The sequence below is a fragment of the Pseudomonas sp. ANT_J28 genome, from assembly GCF_008370005.1.
GTDB lineage: Bacteria > Pseudomonadota > Gammaproteobacteria > Pseudomonadales > Pseudomonadaceae > Aquipseudomonas > Aquipseudomonas frigoris.
The window spans coordinates 37393-57060 of record NZ_VOBM01000021.1; the positions used below are offsets into that span (position 1 = coordinate 37393).

At 59.0% G+C, this 19668-nt stretch carries 19 protein-coding genes; 3 read left to right on the plus strand and 16 right to left on the minus strand.

Annotated features, from left to right (window positions below; translation table 11 throughout):
* Window positions 1–4 precede the first annotated feature (4 nt).
* Genes FQ187_RS16260 through FQ187_RS16270 form a run of 3 tightly spaced genes read left to right on the plus strand, consistent with a single transcriptional unit; the run spans window position 5 to window position 2878 of the window.
* A complete protein-coding gene (locus FQ187_RS16260) occupies window positions 5–805 on the plus strand; it encodes a carbohydrate ABC transporter permease (RefSeq protein ID WP_017339615.1) in 801 nt (266 codons plus the stop codon).
* 10 nt (window positions 806–815) lie between these two features.
* Window positions 816–1088: a DUF2160 domain-containing protein gene (locus tag FQ187_RS16265; RefSeq protein ID WP_149630286.1), complete on the plus strand. Its 273-nt coding sequence runs from the start codon at window positions 816–818 to the stop codon at window positions 1086–1088.
* A 47-nt stretch (window positions 1089–1135) separates the two neighbouring features.
* The gene (locus FQ187_RS16270; RefSeq protein WP_129436918.1) at window positions 1136–2878 is read left to right on the plus strand and encodes an ABC transporter substrate-binding protein; all 1743 of its coding nucleotides are present in this window, start codon (window positions 1136–1138) and stop codon (window positions 2876–2878) included.
* Window positions 2879–2923: 45 nt separating this feature from the next.
* On the opposite strand, the gene FQ187_RS16275 is transcribed toward FQ187_RS16270, so the two are convergent.
* From FQ187_RS16275 to nuoE, 16 genes are all read right to left on the minus strand, one after another.
* Window positions 2924–3799: an alpha/beta fold hydrolase gene (locus FQ187_RS16275; RefSeq protein WP_149630287.1), complete on the minus strand. Its 876-nt coding sequence runs from the start codon at window positions 3797–3799 to the stop codon at window positions 2924–2926.
* A complete protein-coding gene (locus tag FQ187_RS16280) occupies window positions 3799–4758 on the minus strand; it encodes a trans-aconitate 2-methyltransferase (protein WP_149630288.1) in 960 nt (319 codons plus the stop codon). Before FQ187_RS16280 ends, FQ187_RS16275 begins: the two co-directional genes overlap by 1 nt.
* Window positions 4755–5990 (minus strand): YcaO-like family protein, encoded by a 1236-nt coding sequence (locus FQ187_RS16285; RefSeq protein WP_149630289.1) that lies wholly within the window; start codon window positions 5988–5990, stop codon window positions 4755–4757. Before FQ187_RS16285 ends, FQ187_RS16280 begins: the two co-directional genes overlap by 4 nt.
* A 45-nt stretch (window positions 5991–6035) precedes the next feature.
* Window positions 6036–6164 (minus strand): hypothetical protein, encoded by a 129-nt coding sequence (locus FQ187_RS30410; protein WP_256667330.1) that lies wholly within the window; start codon window positions 6162–6164, stop codon window positions 6036–6038.
* 510 nt (window positions 6165–6674) lie between these two features.
* Complete coding sequence (locus FQ187_RS16290) at window positions 6675–7052, minus strand: type II toxin-antitoxin system VapC family toxin (RefSeq protein WP_134422646.1); 378 nt, start codon at window positions 7050–7052, stop codon at window positions 6675–6677.
* Window positions 7049–7480 carry a type II toxin-antitoxin system Phd/YefM family antitoxin gene (locus tag FQ187_RS16295; protein ID WP_149630290.1) on the minus strand — a complete coding sequence of 144 codons (432 nt, stop codon included), beginning with the start codon at window positions 7478–7480 and terminating at the stop codon, window positions 7049–7051. Before FQ187_RS16295 ends, FQ187_RS16290 begins: the two co-directional genes overlap by 4 nt.
* 206 nt (window positions 7481–7686) lie before the next feature.
* A complete protein-coding gene (gene nuoN / locus FQ187_RS16300; RefSeq protein ID WP_149630291.1) occupies window positions 7687–9150 on the minus strand; it encodes an NADH-quinone oxidoreductase subunit NuoN in 1464 nt (487 codons plus the stop codon).
* Between the two features lie 7 nt (window positions 9151–9157).
* A complete protein-coding gene (gene nuoM, locus FQ187_RS16305) occupies window positions 9158–10690 on the minus strand; it encodes an NADH-quinone oxidoreductase subunit M (protein ID WP_149630292.1) in 1533 nt (510 codons plus the stop codon).
* Window positions 10691–10729: 39 nt separating this feature from the next.
* Window positions 10730–12583 (minus strand): NADH-quinone oxidoreductase subunit L, encoded by a 1854-nt coding sequence (gene nuoL / locus FQ187_RS16310; RefSeq protein ID WP_149630293.1) that lies wholly within the window; start codon window positions 12581–12583, stop codon window positions 10730–10732.
* Entirely contained in the window at window positions 12580–12888 is a 309-nt protein-coding gene (gene nuoK, locus FQ187_RS16315) for an NADH-quinone oxidoreductase subunit NuoK (protein WP_007946416.1), read from the minus strand. Before nuoK ends, nuoL begins: the two co-directional genes overlap by 4 nt.
* Window positions 12889–12890: 2 nt before the next feature.
* Window positions 12891–13394, minus strand: a complete 504-nt coding sequence (nuoJ, locus tag FQ187_RS16320; RefSeq protein WP_149630294.1) for an NADH-quinone oxidoreductase subunit J — start codon at window positions 13392–13394, stop codon at window positions 12891–12893.
* A 9-nt stretch (window positions 13395–13403) separates the two neighbouring features.
* Entirely contained in the window at window positions 13404–13949 is a 546-nt protein-coding gene (nuoI, locus tag FQ187_RS16325) for an NADH-quinone oxidoreductase subunit NuoI (RefSeq protein WP_019648466.1), read from the minus strand.
* Between the two features lie 12 nt (window positions 13950–13961).
* A complete protein-coding gene (nuoH, locus tag FQ187_RS16330) occupies window positions 13962–14969 on the minus strand; it encodes an NADH-quinone oxidoreductase subunit NuoH (RefSeq protein ID WP_008146046.1) in 1008 nt (335 codons plus the stop codon).
* Entirely contained in the window at window positions 14966–17680 is a 2715-nt protein-coding gene (nuoG, locus tag FQ187_RS16335; protein WP_149630295.1) for an NADH-quinone oxidoreductase subunit NuoG, read from the minus strand. The genes nuoH and nuoG overlap by 4 nt, the downstream gene beginning before the upstream one ends.
* A gap of 137 nt (window positions 17681–17817) precedes the next feature.
* Window positions 17818–19173: an NADH-quinone oxidoreductase subunit NuoF gene (gene nuoF, locus FQ187_RS16340; protein ID WP_008146041.1), complete on the minus strand. Its 1356-nt coding sequence runs from the start codon at window positions 19171–19173 to the stop codon at window positions 17818–17820.
* Window positions 19170–19667 (minus strand): NADH-quinone oxidoreductase subunit NuoE, encoded by a 498-nt coding sequence (nuoE, locus tag FQ187_RS16345; RefSeq protein WP_008146039.1) that lies wholly within the window; start codon window positions 19665–19667, stop codon window positions 19170–19172. The genes nuoF and nuoE overlap by 4 nt, the downstream gene beginning before the upstream one ends.
* Between the last annotated feature and the right edge of the window lies 1 nt (window position 19668).

Here is a 19668-nt window from a genome sequence, read left to right on the forward strand (position 1 = left end):
TGCCATGAGTAAAAGAAAGCTCATTCCGCTGCTGATCTACATCCTGTTCCTGCTGGTGCCGATCTACTGGCTGCTGAACATGTCCTTCAAGAGCAACACCGAAATCCTCAGCGGCCTGACGTTGTTTCCGCAGGATTTTACCTTCGCCAACTACAAGGTGATCTTCACCGATCCGGCCTGGTACACCGGTTACCTCAACTCGCTGTACTACGTGAGCCTGAACACGGTGATTTCGCTGAGCGTGGCATTGCCAGCGGCGTATGCGTTCTCGCGCTATCGGTTCCTCGGTGACAAGCACCTGTTTTTCTGGCTCCTGACCAACCGCATGGCACCACCGGCGGTGTTTTTGCTGCCGTTCTTCCAGCTGTATTCCTCGATCGGTTTGTTCGATACGCACATCGCCGTCGCGTTGGCTCATTGCCTGTTTAACGTGCCGTTGGCGGTGTGGATTCTTGAGGGCTTCATGTCCGGCGTGCCGAAGGAGATCGACGAAACCGCCTACATCGACGGCTACAGTTTCCCCAAGTTCTTCGTGAAGATTTTCGTTCCGCTGATTGGCTCCGGGATCGGTGTGACGGCGTTTTTCTGCTTCATGTTTTCCTGGGTCGAACTGCTGCTGGCGCGAACGCTGACGTCGGTCAACGCCAAACCGATTGCGGCGGTGATGACGCGCACGGTCTCGGCGTCCGGTATCGACTGGGGCGTGCTGGCGGCAGCGGGGGTGTTGACCATCCTGCCGGGTATGCTGGTGATCTGGTTTGTTCGCAACCACGTGGCCAAGGGCTTTGCCCTGGGCCGGGTCTGAGGAGCTGATGATGGAATGGATGAGTTGGACCGGCCCTACGGCGGCATTCTTCAGCGTCATTGCCTTGATCCTGGTGGGCATGACGACCTGGGAACTGCGTTCGCCGAGCATTCTTCGGCGTGGTTTGTTGCCGATTGCCACCACCCGTGGCGATCGGTTGTTTATAGGTCTTCTCGGCAGCGCCTACCTGCATTTGCTGGTAATCGGCGTCACCGACTGGAGCATCTGGGTTGCGTTCGCGTTGTCCCTGGTGTGGCTGTTTGCTGTGATGCGTTGGGGCTAGTCGAATCGCTCGGCAAAGTTGCTCCGAAACCCTAAAAGGAGGTCTCTATGTTCGACAAAAACAATAAGCTGCGACATAGCGTTTCATTGGCAGCCATGCTGGCACTCAGCGGGTTGAGCGCTGCGGCCTGGGCCGATGCCTATGAAGACGCCGCGAAGAAATGGATTGGCAGCGAATTCACACCGTCCACCCTCACCCCAGAGCAGCAGCTCGCGGAGTTGAAGTGGTTCATCAAGGCGTCCGAACCGTTTCGCGGGATGAGCATCAAGGTGGTTTCGGAAACCATCGCGACCCACGAATATGAATCCAAAACGCTGGCCAAAGCCTTTACCGAGATCACCGGGATCAAGCTGACCCACGACTTGCTGCAAGAAGGCGACGTGGTGGAAAAGCTGCAGACCCAGATGCAATCGGACAAGAACATCTATGACGGCTGGGTCAACGACTCGGACCTGATCGGCACGCACTTTCGCTACGGCAAAACCGAATCGATCACCGACCTGATGGCCAACGAAGGCAAGGCCTACACCTCGCCGACCCTGGACATCAAAGACTTCATCGGCATCTCGTTCACCACCGCGCCGGACGGCAAGATCTATCAGCTGCCTGACCAGCAGTTCGCCAACCTCTACTGGTTCCGCGCCGACTGGTTCGAACGGCCAGAGTTGAAGGCCAAGTTCAAGGAAAAGTACGGCTACGAATTGGGCGTCCCGGTGAACTGGTCGGCCTATGAAGACATCGCCAAATTCTTCAGCGAAGACGTCAAGGAAATCGATGGCAAGCGTATCTATGGGCACATGGACTACGGCAAGAAAGACCCGTCCCTGGGCTGGCGCTTTACCGATGCCTGGTTCTCCATGGCCGGCGCTGGCGACAAGGGCATTCCCAACGGCTTGCCGGTGGACGAGTGGGGCATCCGCGTCGAGGACTGCCATCCGGTCGGTTCCAGCGTGACCCGCGGCGGCGACACCAACGGCCCGGCGGCGGTCTATGCAACCACCAAATACGTCGACTGGCTGAAGAAATATGCGCCACCGGAAGCGGCGGGCATGACCTTCTCCGAATCCGGTCCGGTGCCGTCCCAGGGCAACATCGCGCAGCAGATCTTCTGGTACACCGCGTTTACCGCCGACATGACCAAACCGGGCTTGCCGGTGATGAATGCCGACGGCACGCCGAAATGGCGCATGGCACCGTCGCCGCGCGGGCCGTACTGGGAGGAGGGCATGAAACTCGGGTATCAGGACGTGGGTTCCTGGACTTTCATGAAGTCCACGCCTGAGAAGCAAAAACTGGCGGCCTGGCTGTATGCACAGTTCGTGACCTCGAAAACCGTATCGTTGAAGAAAACCATCGTCGGCCTGACGCCGATCCGCGAGTCGGACATCAACTCGCAAGCGATGACCGACCTGGCACCGAAACTCGGTGGTCTGGTCGAGTTCTATCGCAGCCCGGCCCGCGTGCAGTGGACCCCGACCGGGACCAACGTGCCGGACTACCCGCGTTTGGCGCAACTGTGGTGGAGCCACATCGCCGAAGCCGCCAGCGGCGAGAAAACCCCGCAACAGGCGCTGGATGGTCTGGCCAAGGATCAGGACGCGATCATGACCCGTCTGGAACGCTCGAAAGCACAAGCCACCTGCGCACCGAAAATGAACCCCGAGCGCGACGCGCAGTACTGGTTGGACCAACCGGGTGCACCGAAGCCGAAACTGGCGAACGAGAAGCCTAAAGGTGAAACCGTGAGCTATGCCGAACTGCTGAAATCGTGGGAGGCGGCGCGTAAGTAACAGGCTCTCTGCAGTGTTGAACGGCACTTTCGGGTGCCGTTTTTGTTAACGGTCACTTTCACGTTTCAGTGACTGCTGCACGGTTTTCAGTATCGGGAGTTCGAAGGCGTTGTGTCCGGCGTGGAGCAGACGACAACGGATGTTCTGGCGCTGGCGAAGCCAACGTACGCTGGACATGCCGAAGGTGTCTCTGATGCCTTGTATCACCATGGTATTGGCGTCGACCGAGAGACTTTCGTCCGCCCGTGTGAAGAAGTAGTGATTGATGTGGTAATGCAACTCCAGCCGGATGGCACGCACGGCTTCTTCATTGACGAAATCTTCGAGTGCGCACAGGCGCGTCGATTGCCCGTTCAATTGCAAAATGGCCTGCAACCAGTGGATGGCTGCCTGACGTTGTTGCACCTCGCAACCCTTGCTCAGTATCTGGTAGATAACCCGCGCACTGGCGCCGTGGGAGCCATTGGTTATTTCAGATAAACCCTCGCTCAAGGTTTTATCGTAGGCGCTTACATTCGCCGCAAACGGTATGAACACCGAGACCAATGTGGTTTTAAGAATGACATCGGGATAGCGCTGCTGGTATTGAATGGCCAGCCAGCTTCCCCATGAAACGCCCACCAAGCTGATTTTGTCGAAACCAAAATGTCGACGCAGGGCGTCGATGTCTTCAACGGATAGCCCGGTATTGTTGTGCTGGAGCTCTCCGAGAGGACGGGAGCGACCGCAGCCACGCTGGTCGAACACAATGATGTCGAAACATCGCAGATCAAAGAACGCAAGGTGCTGGGGAGTGCTGCGACCACCCGGCCCGCCATGCAGGAAAAATATCGGTTCGCTGCCCGGTGTACCGTGCCGCTCCCAGTAGAGATGGTGGCCGTCACCGGTTGGGTAGTAGCCTTTGTTCAGGAAGGCAGCCATCAGAGGGGAACCCTCAGCCGATAGAACTGAAACAATTCCTTGTGCCCAGGGCGGGCCGCTACGCTGGAAATCAACTCCAGTTTCAATACCTGGGCCATGTAGGGAACAGCGATCAATACTGGCGTATGACCAAAAACGATAATCGTGCCGCCCGGGTTCACGCACGGTGCCATATCGAGCAATGTTTGCTGCGCGTCGGTGCGAGTCATCACTTCGGCATTGAGGAAACGCAGTATCAGAACATCACATTTAACGCCGGATGAGGCGACGTTGCGGGCATCGGCCAGGTAAAACTCGGCGGATGAGGTGGCATGACGAATTTTGGCGTGCTCGATCATCGAAACCGATCGATCAGAGCCCAGACAACGACGATCCGGGAGCTCGCGGGCCAGGTGCGCAATGAACTCGCCAGTCGAACACGCCGGATCATGGATCACTGTGCCGGCGCCCGATATCGTTTTGAGTAAGGCTGCACAATGCTGGCGAAAGTGACTTTCGTCGGCATCCAGTTGCGTGACGAGCGACTTGGTGCACTGCCAGTATTCGGGCGGGCATACAAACTCCTGCCCTGTGCCGTCAGTGGCAGGAAACGGGAAATAGACTTCGCTGTCTGGCTGAGTCTGCGCGATGTGGAAAGCCGTTTCCTTTTCTTGCGGGGTCACCCCTCGAAAAGAGATCACTGCACCTTCATTACCCCAATGCAGTTGAGCCAGCGGGCCGAGCAACATCCAGGGCCTAAGCAGGCTGTTGATGTGCCAGCCGTCAGGCTCAGTATGTTGCAGGACTTTTCGGCCTACCCAGTCGCGGTCATTAATACGCAAAACGAAGAGATGGTGCAGTCCTGGCCCCAAAGGCTCGATGTAGCGATTGAGTTCGCCCGGGGATGCAAGGGAATGGGCGAAGGTATCAGCCAGCCGTTGTTCTCGAAAGGGGTCGCTCGTATCGAATCGAGGGTTCATGCCGGCACTCCATGCCTGTTTTCCAGGTGCTGCCCCCGCGCCTGCGGGATCACCACATTGCCGCTGGAAACAACGAAAAAACGCTCCAGCCCCGGAATGAGGACATTGACCAGGGTGGTTCCGAGCTCAGTCTGATGAAGCTGCGCAATGCCCAGCGTGCGCCCATGCCGGTGCAGGTCTTCGGCCAGCAAGTCGATTTGCTCGGCCAATGGCCGATCATCGTGGGCGACGGGCAAGTTCACCGTTTGTTGCTCGCACAGGTTCAACAGTGGGTACAGATCGAATCGCAGGCAGCGCAACAGGCGAGGGAATTTAGTCAAATGACGTTGGGCGTTGTTCAGATAGTCTCTGAACTCAGGTTCCGAGGCCGAGTGATGCAACTGCACCAGTTCGGTTAGCGCTCGCCAGGCACCATGCCGGGCACTGATCGAGCAACCGGTGCCGAAGACTCGTGGCGGGGCCCAAGGTGCGGTTGAAAAGGCCAGAAAGGTTCGCGCAAGAAATTCAGTGCTGATGTCGACAAGGATAATCTCAGCGCCGATCTCCGCTTCGGCGTCCAGCCATAGCCGACCCAGAGCGTCTTGAGGGGACATACGCGCAATGCGGCGCAAGGGAGGGTGGACTTCGTAGTAAAAGTGTTTCAGTAGAAACAACGAAAGTGCATCACGCTCTATGCATTCATTGGCCGCATGCAATACCGCCTCGTTATAACTTGCGCCAATAGCCGTTCCACTATTGCTGGCATAACGCTGCAGTGCGCCGTAGTTTGTTGTGTCTTGTTCCAGCGCGTGCCGTGAATATCCGGGAGTGCTCAGCGCGACCGGATAAGAAAATGAAGTGTGATTTAGAGCGCTCGTATACGTTCGGCAGCCTGTTAAGGCATGGGGTTGTTTGACGATATGTGCAAGGACAGTATCGTCGGCAAATAGTGGCGTATTGGAAAAATACCGCGGGGCTACATAGTGAATATCGGAAGTATTGAACGGGTCACTTAAATAATGTTCCAGCGTTTCATAAAGCGCACCGACACGGGCGTGTTGCAGGTAACCTTTACCCGATCCTCTGGCGGTACGGTGTGGATCGGTGGCGCTGACAGAAACATGGACCGCGACGATCTGCCGGCCAAGTGTGCGGGTGTCGACGCTGAGTCCCAGGCCATCCAGTTCGGCATGAATCCTCTGCTCGGCCTGCTCCAGGTTGAGTTCTCGTTCAGCAATTGTGAACCTGTCCATTGTCCGTTCCCTTGAGAAACGGGGGGCAGGGCCCCCCCCGTTTTTTTATACAGCTTCCAGTTCGGCCTGTTCAGCCTCAGTCAGTTGCAGCTCTTCGATTTGCTCTGCCGTAGGGGCTTCCTGTTGTTCAAGATCGATAACTTTGTTGGCGTTCCAGCTACTCATGTAACCCATGATTAAACTCCGTTTGTTAGAAGTTGGATGTGCCGTATCGAGCACGGAGCAAATGTATAAGTCAGGGGTTGGGTTGGTCAAAAATGACTGGAAGTTTCAATGTCATTTTTCAAGGGGGGATGAAATACGTACACATCATTTGTCGGGTTGACGATTTTTTCGTGATTAATGGGTGGGCGCTGAATAGGGCTGTATTTCAAAACATACTCGCCCAACGATTTTGGCGTACGCATTTGTCGGAAATTTCAGCTGCATGGAGGGGTTAAAATCGTGATGACTGAGATTTGTGATCCTTTGGGTGCTGTGCGCAACGACTTTGCCTATAACGCACAAAGAGGTTTCTAACAAAACGGCGTGTTGAGTCAGCGACTTTTTACCGCCGAATCTGCGCTCGAACCCACAAACGCAAAAACGGTACCCGAAGGTGCCGTTTCTGTAGTGTTTGTGTCGGTTCAAGTTAACGCTGCGGGCCTTTCCAATATCAGGGGAGGATAGGGAAGAGGTGGCCGGTTAAACCAGGATTGCTAAATCTGTGTACCTGGCAACCAACGGGTCCGCGGTGAGCAGTTTCATCGGCTCTGTCATGGCGGTTGCAACAATAAGGCGGTCGAACGGGTCGCGATGGTGATGTTCGAGGTCTTTTACGGCGATGGCATGTTCCGAAGTCACCGGCAGTTCGATGAACCCGCTTTCGAGGCAGTACTGCCGGATTTCTTCCAGGTCAACGTTCAGCTTTCCCAGCCCGACCTTGATCGCCATCTCCCAGAATGTCGCTGCGCTGACGTAAATATCAGCAGCGTTCTCAATTAGCGTTCTGGCTTTGCCGGATAGCCTGGAGTCATCACTGAGCGTCCAGAGCAAAATGTGCGTGTCGAGCAGAAGCCTCATTCTTGAGCGCCTTCAAAAGCATCAAGCATGTCGTCCGGCAATGGGGCGTCGAACTCTTCGGGCAGTACCAGTTTGCCTTTCATTGCTCCGATACGCTGTCCGCAGGGTTTTCCCACGGGAACGAGGCGGGCAAGTGCCCGACCATGTTTAGTAATCGTGATGACCTGTCCCGCGGCGGCGTCATCGACGAGTTTAGATAGATTGTTTTTTGCTTCTGCCAACGGAACGATGATCATCATGTGTCCCCCGTATTCTGGACAAATATAGCCAGAATTTTTGGTGGCGGCAAAGTTGTGTGGTTCCTCATTGATGACGGAGGCTAGTTTGGCGGCTTTCGCTTTTGGGTGTAGCAGCGAGACTTTACCTTGGCGCTCAGCGGCCAAGGCGTCGAAGCCTTCTACCAATTCTAAAAAGATGTCACGTTTCATTATTCGTTCTCGCCTCGATTGCTCTATCCAGCAGTCACTCAAGATAGAGCCAAGTGCTCAATGCTGGCTGTAGGACGAGGCGGATAGTCCGGCGAGAGCTTTCGGGGATAGCGAGAGGAGGGGAGTGCAGCGGTAACAAATCGTACAAACGCAAAAACGGCACCCGAAGGTGCCGTTTCTGTTTTCTACCAAGTATCGCTACGCGATCAACCCGCCAGCCCCGCCTGCTGAACCAGGATCAGCAACGGCTGCGGATACAGCCCAAGGAAGAACGCCAGTGCAGCGATGGCCAGCAGCATCACGCCGCCTGCACGTTGTTCCCAGTGCAGTTGCGCATCGTGGCGACGCAGGTTCGGTTCGATCAGGTACAGGGTGACCATCACACGCAGGTAGTAGAAGACGCCGATGGCGCTGCCCAGTACCAGGGAACCGACCAGCCACCATTGGTGCGACTCGACACCGGTAGCGATGATGTAGAACTTGCCGATGAAGCCCGCGGTGAGCGGGATACCGGCCAGGGACAGCATCATCACGGTCAGTACGGCGGTCAGGTACGGACGGCGCCAGAACAGGCCACGGTATTCGTACAGGGCATCCGCGTCACGGCCGTTGTACGGCGAGGACATCAGGGTGATCACACCGAACGCGCCCAGGCTGGTGATCACGTAGGTGACCAGGTACACGCCGATGGCTTCCACGGCCAGACCTTTGCTCGCCACGAGGGCGATCAGCAGGTAACCGAAGTGAGCGATAGACGAGTAACCCAGCAGACGCTTGAGGTTGCTCTGGGTCAGTGCCAGCAGGTTACCGAACAGGATCGACGCGATGGCGATGATGGTCAGCACGTCGCTCAGTACACCGCTGCTCGCCGCCGGCGAGATCTGGAACAGACGCACCATCACTGCGAACACAGCGACTTTCGACGCGGTGGCCAGGAACGCGGCCACCGGTGCCGGAGCACCTTCGTAAACGTCCGGGGTCCAGAGGTGGAACGGTACCAGCGACAGCTTGAACGCCAGACCGATCAGCATCATGCCCAGGCCCAGTTGCGCCAGCGAGCTTGGCAGGCCGGTGGCCGCGAGGGCCTGGCCGATACCGACGAAGCTCAGGCTGCCGGAGTCGGCATAGAGCAGCGCCATGCCGAACAACAGGAACGCGGAACCGGCGGCCGACAGCACCATGTACTTGATACCGGCTTCCAGCGAACGCTTGTTGAAGAAGGCATACGCCACCAGACCGTAGACCGGTACCGAGAGCAGTTCCAGACCGACGAACAACCCGGCCAGGTGCTGCGCGCTGACCAGTACCAGGCCACCGGCGGCGGCCATCAGGATCAGCAGGTAAAGTTCTTCACGGTTGCCCGGGTAACCCGAGCCGCCATCGCCGAGGTAGGCGTGGGCGAGGGTCACACAAGCGAGGGTGGCGACCAGGATCAGCGCCATGTACAAGCAAGCGAAGGTGTCGATCTGCAGCAGTGGAGTCACGGCCAGAGGCGCGACTTTCAGGGCTGGCAGGATCGACAGCAACGCCAGGTTCAGACCCGCCACGGAAATCAGGAAGGTCTGCGAGTGGTTGCGGCGCCAGGCGATTGCCAGCATCACCACGATGATCGTGGCGCTGGTGATCAACAACGGCGCAAGCGCGATAAAGTGTTGAGTCGTGAATTCCATAGCGCTCTTACCGGGCCGAAGCGAGTTGAGTGAAGGCGGTGCCGAGCCATTGCTGCACGCCATGCATCGTCGCAGCAGAGGTATCGAGGAACGGTTGCGGGTACACGCCGATGAAAATCAGCAACGCTGCCAGACCGACCACCATGATCAGTTCGCGACCATCCATGCCATGCAGCACCGCGTCCGATTTGGACGGGCCGAAGTAGGCACGGTGGATCATGATCAGTGAGTAGACCGAACCGAACACCAGACCGGACGTCGCGAGGACAGTGATCAATGGAGCGCTCGGGAACGTGCCGATCAGGATCAGGAACTCACCCACAAAGTTACCGGTAGCCGGCAAGCCCAGCGACGCGGCTGCGAAGAACAGGCTGATGGCCGGCAGGTAAGCAATCTTCGACCACAGGCCACCCATCTCACGCATGTCGCGGGTGTGGGTACGCTCGTACAGTTGACCACTGAGGATAAAGAGTGCCGCCGCCGACAGGCCGTGCGCCAGCATCTGCATCACCGCGCCCTGCAGTGCCAGTTGGCTGCCGGAGTAGATGCCGATCAACACGAAACCCATGTGGGAAACGGAGGAGTAGGCGATCAGACGCTTGATGTCGGTTTGGGCGAAGGCCAGGAACGCACCGTAGAAGATCCCGATCAGACCCAGGGTCATGGCGAACGGCGCGAACTCGGCCGAAGCATTCGGGAACAGCGGCAGGGCGAAACGCAGCAGACCGTAAGCAGCCGTTTTCAGCAAGATACCGGCCAGGTCGACCGAACCCGCGGTCGGTGCCTGGGCGTGAGCGTCAGGCAACCAGGAGTGGAACGGCACGACTGGCAGCTTCACCGCGAAGGCGATGAAGAAACCGAGCATCAAAATGTACTCGGTGGTCAGCGACATCTTGGTTTTCAACAGGTCGGCGTAGTTGAAGGTAATCACGCCGGTGTCGTTGAAGTTGACCAGGACCAGACCCAGGATCGCCACCAACATGATCAGGCCGGAAGCCTGAGTGAAGATGAAGAACTTGGTCGCCGCGTAGATCCGGGTTTTCTTGCCGTCCGAAGAGCTGTGACCCCAGAGCGCGATGAGGAAGTACATCGGCACCAGCATCATTTCCCAGAAGAAGAAGAACATGAACAGGTCGAGGGCGAGGAACACGCCGACGACACCGCCCAGGATCCACATCAGGTTCAAGTGGAAGAAGCCAACGTGACGCTGGATCTCTTTCCACGAGCAGAGTACCGAGAGGATACCCAGCAGACCGGTCAGCAGGATCATCAACAGCGACAGGCCGTCGAGGGCCAGGTGCACGCTGATGCCGAAGCGCTCGATCCAGATGTGCTTGAACTCAAGCACCCAGGTCGGATCGGCGCCAGGTGCCGGAGCAAATGAATAATTACCGTGGGCCCACAGCCAGAGGCCGAGCGCGAGTTCCAGGGTCATGGTCAACAGCGCAATCCAGCGGGGGAGGGTAGCGCCGAAGCGCTCACCCATCCAGCACAGCAGGCCGCCGATGAAGGGGATCAGGATTAGCCAAGGCAGAATCATGACGGGCTCAATTCCTTTCGCAAGTTCGCAAGGTTCATATCAGACCGCTACCAGCACGATGGCGCCGATGACCAGCACGGAGCCGGCTGCCATCGATGCCGCGTACCAACGCAGTTGACCGGTTTCGGTACGGCTCAGGGCGGTGTGACCACCTTTGGCCATACGCGGGATCAGACCGATGGTCTGGTCGAGCGGGTCTCTGCGCAGTGCGTGGCTGATCGCAAGGTATGGCTTGACGAACAGTTTGTCGTAGATCCAGTCGAAGCCCCAGGCAGCGAACCACCAGGCCGAAAGGAAGCGGCCGATGCCGCTGTTGGCGATTGCAGTGACGAAACGACGCTTGCCGAGGAACAACAGCGCGGCCAGCAGGATACCGGACAGGGCGATGGCGCCCGATGCGATTTCCAGACTGTGCTTGGCTTCGCCGCCGGCATGGCCGACGCTTTCCGGCAGCACGCCGTGCAGCGGTGGAACGATCATCGCGCCAATGGCGGTGGACAATACGATCAGCACCGACAGTGGCAGCCAGTGAGCGATGCCGTGACCGGCGTGCGCTTCGGTCTTCACTTCACCGTGGAACGCGATGAAGATCAGGCGGAAGGTGTACAGCGACGTCATGAACGCACCGACCAGACCTGCGTAAAGCAGACCGTGGTTGCCGCTGGCGAACGCTTCCCAGAGGATTTCGTCCTTGGAGTAGAAGCCTGCGGTGACCAGTGGCAGGGCCGACAGAGCCGCGCCGCCGACGATGAAGCTGGCGTAGGCCAGTGGCAGTTTTTTCCACAGGCCGCCCATCTTGAAGATGTTCTGCTCGTGATGGCAGGCAACGATCACCGCACCGGACGCAAGGAACAGCAGCGCCTTGAAGAAGGCGTGGGTCATCAGGTGGAAGATCGCGCCATCCCACGCGCCAACGCCCAGTGCCAGGAACATGTAGCCGATCTGGCTCATGGTCGAGTAGGCGAGGATACGTTTGATGTCGGTCTGGACCAGTGCGGCAAAACCGGCGAGTACCAGGGTCACACCGCCGACGATGCCGACGAGGTGCAGGATATCCGGCGCCAGGGCAAACAGACCGTGAGTACGGGCGATCAGGTAGACACCGGCGGTCACCATGGTTGCGGCGTGGATCAGTGCCGAAACCGGAGTAGGACCGGCCATCGCATCCGCCAGCCAGGTTTGCAGCGGCAGTTGCGCGGATTTACCGACAGCGCCGCCCAGCAGCATCAGGGTCGCCATGACCATCCAGAAGTCGCCGGCCTGGAATTTCTGTGGCGCCAGAACCAGCAGTTCCTGGATGTTCAGCGTGCCCAGTTGCGCGAACAGGATGAACAGGCCGATGGCCATGAACACGTCGCCGATACGGGTAACGATGAAGGCTTTCAGTGCCGCGTTACCGTTGTTGCGGTTGCTGTAGTAGAAACCGATCAACAGGTACGAGCACAGGCCCACGCCTTCCCAACCGAAGTACAGGAACAACAGGTTATCGCCCAGGACCAGGAACAGCATGCTGGCGATAAACAGGTTGGTGTAGGCGAAGAAGCGCGAGTAACCGGCTTCACCGCGCATGTACCAGGACGCGAACAGGTGGATCAGGAAGCCGACGCCGACCACCACACCGAGCATGGTCAGGGACAGACCATCCAGGTACAGCGCGAAGTTCGGCGTAAAGCCTTCCACCGCCATCCACTGCCACAACACCATGGTGTAGTGACCGCCTTCAGGTGGCGCGACGTTGAATTGCCAGATCACATAAGCCGTGACGATGGCAGACAAGCCGATGGAACCGACGCCAATCAGCGCCGACAGGTTTTCCGAGAGGCGGCCGCGTGAGAACGCCAGCAGCAGGAAACCTATAAGAGGGAATACGAAAGTCAGATAGAGAAGATTCATCCGCGCATCTCGCTGGCAGCGTCGATATCGAGAGTGTGGAAGCGGCGATACAGCTGCAACAGAATCGCCAGGCCAATACTGGCCTCGGCGGCTGCCAGGCTGATCACCAGGATGAACATGATCTGTCCATCCGGCTGCGCCCAGCGGCTACCGGCAACGATGAACGCCAGTGCGGAGGCATTCATCATGACCTCCAGGCTCATCAGCACGAAGAGAATGTTGCGGCGGACCATCAGGCCGACCAGACCGAGGCAGAACAGGATGCCGGCGACCGCCAGACCATGCTCCATAGGGATAGCAGGCATCGTCATTGCTCCTTGGCTTCGTTGCGGCCCAAGTGGAACGCCGTGACGGCTGCGGCGAGCAGCAACATCGAGGCGAGTTCGACCACCAGCAGATAAGGACCGAACAGGCTGATGCCCACGGCCTTGGCGTCTACGGTGGTATGGCCTACGGCCTGACCGCTGGAGTGGCTGAACAGCACGTACAACAGTTCAATCAGCAGCAGGGCGCCAAGTGCGACCGGGCCGAGCCAGATGCCGGGCTTGAGCCAGACGCGCTCTTGCTGAACCGAGGCGGGCCCCAGGTTCAGCATCATCACCACGAACACGAACAGCACCATGATGGCGCCAGCGTAGGCGATCACTTCCAGCACACCGGCAAACGGTGCGCCGAGGGTGAAAAAGGTCATCGCCACGGCAAGCAGCGAAATGATCAGGTAGAGCAGGGCGTGCACAGGGTTGGTGTTGGTGATCACGCGAAGCGTGGACACAACAGCGATACCCGATGCGAAATAGAAAGCGAATTCCATCTTTCTTCCTTAAGGCAGCAAGCTCTTCACGTTGATCGGTTCGGCTTCATTCTGCGCGGCGCCTTTCGGCTTACCGGCAATCGCCATACCTGCAACACGATAGAAGTTGTAATCAGGGTTTTTGCCGGGGCCGGAGATCAACAGATCTTCTTTCTCGTACACCAGGTCCTGACGTTTGAACTCGGCCATCTCGAAATCCGGTGTCAGCTGGATCGCGGTGGTCGGGCAGGCTTCCTCGCAGAGGCCGCAGAAAATGCAGCGCGAGAAGTTGATACGGAAAAACTCCGGGTACCAGCGACCGTCATCGGTTTCAGCTTTCTGCAGCGAGATGCAACCGACCGGGCACGCCACGGCGCACAGGTTGCAGGCTACGCAGCGCTCTTCGCCGTCGGGGTCGCGGGTCAGCACGATACGGCCACGGAAGCGCGGCGGCAGGTACACCGCCTCTTCCGGGTATTGCAGCGTGTCGCGCTTGCGGAAGGCGTGGCCGAAGATCATCACCAGGCTGCGAAGCTGGGTGAAGAAGCCATGCACGATGTCAAATATGTACTTCATGATTCTCTATCCTCACTGAGCCGCGACGGCGGGCGTGTTGAGCAACACGATCGCAGCGGTCACCAGCATATTGACGAGGGTCAGCGGCAGGCAGAACTTCCAGCTGAAATCCATCACTTGGTCATACCGTGGGCGCGGAATCGAGGCGCGCAGCAGGATGAAGAACATGATGAAGAACGCGGTTTTCAGTGCGAACCAGATGAACGGGATCTGCGGCAGAATGCCGAACGGACCGTGCCAGCCACCGAAGAACAGGGTCACCAGCAGCGCCGAAATCAACACGATGCCGATGTACTCACCGACGAAGAACATGCCCCATTTCATACCGGCGTATTCAATGTGGTAACCGTCGGCCAGTTCCTGCTCCGCTTCCGGTTGGTCGAACGGGTGACGGTGAGTCACGGCAACGCCGGCGATGAAGAAGGTCAGGAAACCGAAGATCTGCGGGATGACGAACCACAGGTTCTGCGCCTGGTATTCAACGATGTCGCGCATGTTGAACGAGCCAACCTGGATCACGATGCCCATCAGCGACAGGCCCATGAACACTTCGTAGGACACGGTTTGCGCCGAGGCCCGCAAGCTGCCCAACAGGGCGAACTTGTTGTTACTCGACCAGCCAGCGAACAGCACCGCGTAGACCGACAGACCGGCCATGGCGAAGAAGAACAGGATGCCGATGTTGATGTCCGCCACACCCCAGGTCGGGGTGATCGGGATGATCGCGAAGGCAATCAGCAAGGCGCTCATGGCCACGACCGGTGCCAAGGTGAAGATCACTTTGTCGGCGAACGGCGGGGTCCAGTCTTCCTTGAAGAACATCTTGATCATGTCGGCCGCGATCTGGAACGCGCCGAACGGGCCGACGCGGTTCGGACCGTAACGGTCCTGCCAGAGGGCGAGCAGACGACGCTCGACCCAGCTCAGCAGCGCGCCGCACACCACGACGGCGAGCAGAATCACGATGGCCTTGAGGACCGCGATGATCACGTCAATCACTTCAGGCGTGAACCAGGTCATTGAGCTGCCTCCTGCAGACCGTCAACGGATTTGCCAAAGATCGCTGGCGGAATACCGGCGATACCGGCCGGCAATGCGACCAGACCGGCACCCAGCTCTTCGTTGATGCGCAGCGGCAGACGCAGGGTCTGGCCAGCAACGCTCAAGCTCAGCAGGGCGCCGTCATTGACACCCAGACGGTCGGCTTCGGATTTGGCCAGCGACACGTAAGCGGCCGGGATGCGTTCCTGAACCGGCGCGGCTTTGGAAGAGTTCTCTTCGCTGCCGAACAGGTGGAAGAACGGCACAACCTGCCAGGTGCCCGGAGCCGGGTTGAACGCGCGAGGAACACTGGCGAACCAGTTCAGCGAATCACCGGTGCTTTCGATCAGGCGGGTGCCCGGGTCGCCAGCGCGGATGTGACCACCGACTTCGTCCTGGAACTTGTTCCAGGCTTGCGGCGAGTTCCAGCCCGGCGACCAGGCGAATGGCACTTGCTGACGCGGTTCGACCGAGCCCGAGTAACCTTCCATGGAGAACGAGAACGCGGTGTCGTTGTCCTGGGAAGTACGCGGTTCGTGCACGCTGATGTCGGCGCGCATGGCTGTCCGGCCGCTGTAACGCAGCGGTTCGCGAGCCAGTTTCAGGCCTTTGATGCGGAATGCGGCGGACGGTGCGGCGCTGACAATGCCGGCCAGTTGCGGAGTGCTTGCGGCACAGGCAGCGGTGACGTGGTCCAGTTGGGTCCAGTCGATCGGCTGGTTCAACAAGGTAGAGCGCAGGGCGTGCAGCCAGCGCCAGCCTTCGTGAACCATGATGCTTGCGTCGAGGTAAGTCGGATCGAAGACCTGGAAGAAGCGCTGGGCGCGACCTTCCTGGCTGACCAGCGTACCGTCGCCTTCAGCGAAGCTGGCGGCTGGCAGAACCAGGTGCGCGCGATCGCTGGTGGCGGTCTTCTGATGGTCAGCCACGATCACCACTTTCGCGGCGTTCAGGGCCGCATCGACACGGGCTTTGTCGGTACGGGTGTACAGATCGTTTTCCAGTACGACGATGGCGTCAGCTTTACCGTCGATCACCGCTTGCAGGGCTGCGTCGACCGATTCACCACCGAGCATGGCCAGGCCGAGGCTGTTGGCCTCTGGCACGATCAGGCTGATGGAACCGTTCTTCTCGCGCAGCTTCAGGGCTTTGGCGATGTTTGCCGCGGCTTCGATCAGCGCCTTGGAACCCAGCGAGGTACCGGCAATGATCAACGGACGCTTGGCGGCGAGCAGAGCGTCGGCAATACGCTTGGCCAGTTCAAGGGCTTCCGCGTCCAGGCCTTCAACGGCAGGCGCGCTGGCGTCGAGGGCGTGAGCCACGGCGAAACCGATGCGGGCCAGGTCGTCTGGTGCAGCGTGAACGCATTCTTCAGCGATGTCGTCGAGCTTGGTTTCAGCCAGGCTGGCGATGAACAGCGGGTTCAGAGCGTTCTGACCGATGTTCTTCACGGCGGCGTCGAGCCAAGGCTGAACGCGCATGGCGTCGGCCATGTCTTCGGCTTTGCCTTTGACCGATTGACGCAGGGACAGGGCCATACGCGCAGCGGTCTGGGTCAGGTCTTCACCGAGGACGAAGATCGCATCGTGGTCTTCGATGTCGCGCATGTTCGGGATCGGCAGCGGGCTGTCTTTGAGCACCTGCATGACCAGACGAATGCGTTCCAGCTCAGCGGCTTCGATACCGGAGTAGAAGTGCTCGGCACCGACCAGTTCGCGCAACGCGTAGTTGCTTTCGAGGCTGGCACGAGGCGAACCGATACCGACGATGTTGCGACCGCGCAGCAGGTCGGCGGCTTTATCCAGCGCTTCGTCGAGCGTCAGCTTGGCGCCGTTGGCCAGCAGTGCCTGACGCGGGCGATCCTTGCGGTTGACGTAGCCATAGCCGAAACGGCCACGGTCGCACAGGAAGTACTGGTTCACCGAACCGTTGAAACGGTTTTCGATGCGACGCAGTTCACCGTAGCGTTCGCCCGGGGAGATGTTGCAACCGCTGGAGCAGCCATGGCAGATGCTCGGCGAGAACTGCATGTCCCACTTGCGGTTGTAGCGCTCGGAGTGAGTTTTGTCGGTGAACACACCGGTCGGGCAGACCTCGGTGAGGTTGCCGGAGAACTCGCTTTCCAGGGTGCCGTCTTCAACGCGACCGAAGTACACGTTGTCGTGGGCGCCGAATACACCGAGGTCGGTACCGCCGGCGTAGTCCTTATAGAAGCGCACGCAGCGGTAGCAAGCGATGCAGCGGTTCATTTCGTGGGAAATGAACGGGCCCAGTTGCTGGTTCTGGTGAGTACGCTTGGTGAAGCGATAACGGCGCTCGTTGTGGCCGGTCATCACGGTCATGTCTTGCAGGTGGCAGTGACCGCCTTCTTCACAGACCGGGCAGTCGTGAGGGTGGTTGGTCATCAGCCATTCAACGACGCTGGCGCGAAACACTTTCGCTTCTTCGTCGTCGATGGAGATCCAGCTGCCGTCGGTGGCAGGGGTCATGCAGGACATGACGATCCGCCCACGCTTGTCGTTTTCGTCGGTGTACTGCTTGACCGCGCACTGGCGGCAAGCGCCAACGCTGCCTAGGGCTGGGTGCCAGCAGAAATAAGGGATATCGAGGCCTAGCGACAGACATGCCTGTAACAGGTTGTCTGCCCCATCGACTTCGAGCTCTTTGCCGTCTACGTGGATAGTGGCCATGGTTCAAAGTTCTTCGTTGGCCCGGTGTCAGCGGGCGTGGCTAATGGAATCTTGTTATTCGCGTGAATCAACACAGCCGCTTGCGGCGTCATCACACGACAAAGCGAAGGGCACGGACCCTTCGCTTTTTAAAGCGTTTACGCGCCGACTACGATCGGCCTTGCCAGAGGCGGGACGACGGCGCTGGTAGGCGCGATGCCGGCTTCGAACTCATGGCGGAAGTATTTGATTGCGCTGCCCAACGGCTCCACGGCGCCCGGTGCGTGAGCACAGAAGGTCTTGCCCGGGCCGAGGAAGCCGACCAGACCCAGCAGGGTCTCGATATCGCCGGCTTGCCCTTCACCGTTCTCGATCGCGCGTAGAAGCTTGACGCTCCACGGCAAACCGTCACGGCACGGGGTGCAGAAGCCGCAGGATTCGCGGGAGAAGAACTCTTCCATGTTGCGCAGCAGGGAAACCATGTTGACGCTGTCGTCCACCGCCATGGCCAGGCCGGTACCCATACGGGTGCCCACTTTGGCGATGCCGCCGGCGTACATTTGTGCGTCCAGGTGTTCCGGCAACAGGAAACCGGTACCGGCGCCGCCTGGCTGCCAGCACTTGAGCTTGTAACCGTCGCGCATGCCGCCGGCGTAATCTTCGAACAATTCGCGCCCGGTGACGCCGAACGGCAGTTCCCACAGACCCGGGTTCTTGACCTTGCCGGAGAAGCCCATGAGCTTGGTGCCCATGTCTTCACTGCCTTCGCGGGCCAACGATTTGTACCAGTCCACGCCGTCGGCAATGATCGCCGGCACGTTGCACAGGGTTTCAACGTTGTTCACGCAAGTCGGCTTGCCCCACACGCCAACGGCGGCAGGGAAGGGCGGCTTGGAGCGCGGGTTGGCACGGCGACCTTCGAGGGAGTTGATCAGTGCGGTTTCTTCACCGCAGATGTAACGCCCGGCGCCGGTGTGGACGAACAGCTCGAAATCGAAGCCGCTGCCCAGAATGTTTTTACCCAAAAGGCCTGCAGCCTTGGCTTCTTCCACGGCACGGTTCAGGTGCTTGGCGGCGGTGGTGTATTCGCCACGCAGGAAGATGTAGCCACGGTAGGTTTTCAGCGCGCGAGCACTGATCAGCATGCCTTCGATCAGCAGATGGGGCAGTTGCTCCATCAGCATGCGGTCTTTCCAGGTGTTCGGTTCCATCTCGTCCGCGTTGCACAGCAGGTAGCGGATGTTGATGGATTCGTCTTTGGGCATCAGGCCCCACTTCACGCCCGTGGGGAAGCCTGCACCGCCGCGACCTTTAAGACCGGAGTCTTTCACGGTCTGGACGATGTCGTCCTGAGCCATGTCGGCAAAGGCTTTGCGCGCAGCCGCGTAACCGTTCTTGGCCTGGTACTCGTCGAGCCAGACAGCTTCGCCGTCGTCACGCAGACGCCAGGTAAGCGGGTGAGTCTCGGCCGACCGCTTGATGCGGTTGGCAGGACCGAAGGAAGTCAGGGTCATACGTAGCCCTCGAGCAATTTGGCAACGCCGGCAGGCTGCACATCACCGAAAGTGTCGTCGTCGATCATCAACGCCGGCGCCTTGTCGCAGTTGCCGAGGCAGCAGACCGGGAGCAGGGTGAAACGACCGTCGGCGGTGGTCTGACCCAGGCCGATGCCCAGATTGCTCTGGATTTCGCTGACAACGGATTCATGGCCGCCGATGTAGCAGACCATGCTGTCGCAGACGCGAATGATGTGACGGCCGACCGGCTGACGGAAGATCTGGCTATAGAACGTCGCCACGCCTTCCACGTCGCTGGCCGGGATGCCAAGAATTTCGCCGATGGCGTAGAGCGCGCCGTCAGGCACCCAGCCACGTTCCTTCTGGACGATCTTCAGGGCTTCGATCGACGCCGCGCGCGGGTCTTCGTAGTGATGCAGCTCGTGCTCGATGGCCGAGCGCTCGGTTTCGCTCAGGGCGAAACGGTCTGTCTGGATAAGCGTGCTGTTCATG

Excerpts from the sequence above, each read along its gene's own strand:
- FQ187_RS16260 (WP_017339615.1), top strand. The coding sequence starts at position 5 with ATGAGTAAAAGAAAGCTCATTCCGCTGCTGATCTACATCCTGTTCCTG.
- FQ187_RS16265 (WP_149630286.1), top strand. The coding sequence starts at position 816 with ATGGAATGGATGAGTTGGACCGGCCCTACGGCGGCATTCTTCAGCGTC.
- FQ187_RS16270 (WP_129436918.1), top strand. The coding sequence starts at position 1,136 with ATGTTCGACAAAAACAATAAGCTGCGACATAGCGTTTCATTGGCAGCC.
- FQ187_RS16275 (WP_149630287.1), bottom strand. The coding sequence starts at position 3,799 with ATGGCTGCCTTCCTGAACAAAGGCTACTACCCAACCGGTGACGGCCAC.
- FQ187_RS16280 (WP_149630288.1), bottom strand. The coding sequence starts at position 4,758 with ATGAACCCTCGATTCGATACGAGCGACCCCTTTCGAGAACAACGGCTG.
- FQ187_RS16285 (WP_149630289.1), bottom strand. The coding sequence starts at position 5,990 with ATGGACAGGTTCACAATTGCTGAACGAGAACTCAACCTGGAGCAGGCC.
- FQ187_RS30410 (WP_256667330.1), bottom strand. The coding sequence starts at position 6,164 with ATGGGTTACATGAGTAGCTGGAACGCCAACAAAGTTATCGATCTTGAA.
- FQ187_RS16290 (WP_134422646.1), bottom strand. The coding sequence starts at position 7,052 with ATGAGGCTTCTGCTCGACACGCACATTTTGCTCTGGACGCTCAGTGAT.
- FQ187_RS16295 (WP_149630290.1), bottom strand. The coding sequence starts at position 7,480 with ATGAAACGTGACATCTTTTTAGAATTGGTAGAAGGCTTCGACGCCTTG.
- nuoN (WP_149630291.1), bottom strand. The coding sequence starts at position 9,150 with ATGGAATTCACGACTCAACACTTTATCGCGCTTGCGCCGTTGTTGATC.
- nuoM (WP_149630292.1), bottom strand. The coding sequence starts at position 10,690 with ATGATTCTGCCTTGGCTAATCCTGATCCCCTTCATCGGCGGCCTGCTG.
- nuoL (WP_149630293.1), bottom strand. The coding sequence starts at position 12,583 with ATGAATCTTCTCTATCTGACTTTCGTATTCCCTCTTATAGGTTTCCTG.
- nuoK (WP_007946416.1), bottom strand. The coding sequence starts at position 12,888 with ATGCCTGCTATCCCTATGGAGCATGGTCTGGCGGTCGCCGGCATCCTG.
- nuoJ (WP_149630294.1), bottom strand. The coding sequence starts at position 13,394 with ATGGAATTCGCTTTCTATTTCGCATCGGGTATCGCTGTTGTGTCCACG.
- nuoI (WP_019648466.1), bottom strand. The coding sequence starts at position 13,949 with ATGAAGTACATATTTGACATCGTGCATGGCTTCTTCACCCAGCTTCGC.
- nuoH (WP_008146046.1), bottom strand. The coding sequence starts at position 14,969 with ATGACCTGGTTCACGCCTGAAGTGATTGACGTGATCATCGCGGTCCTC.
- nuoG (WP_149630295.1), bottom strand. The coding sequence starts at position 17,680 with ATGGCCACTATCCACGTAGACGGCAAAGAGCTCGAAGTCGATGGGGCA.
- nuoF (WP_008146041.1), bottom strand. The coding sequence starts at position 19,173 with ATGACCCTGACTTCCTTCGGTCCTGCCAACCGCATCAAGCGGTCGGCC.
- nuoE (WP_008146039.1), bottom strand. The coding sequence starts at position 19,667 with ATGAACAGCACGCTTATCCAGACAGACCGTTTCGCCCTGAGCGAAACC.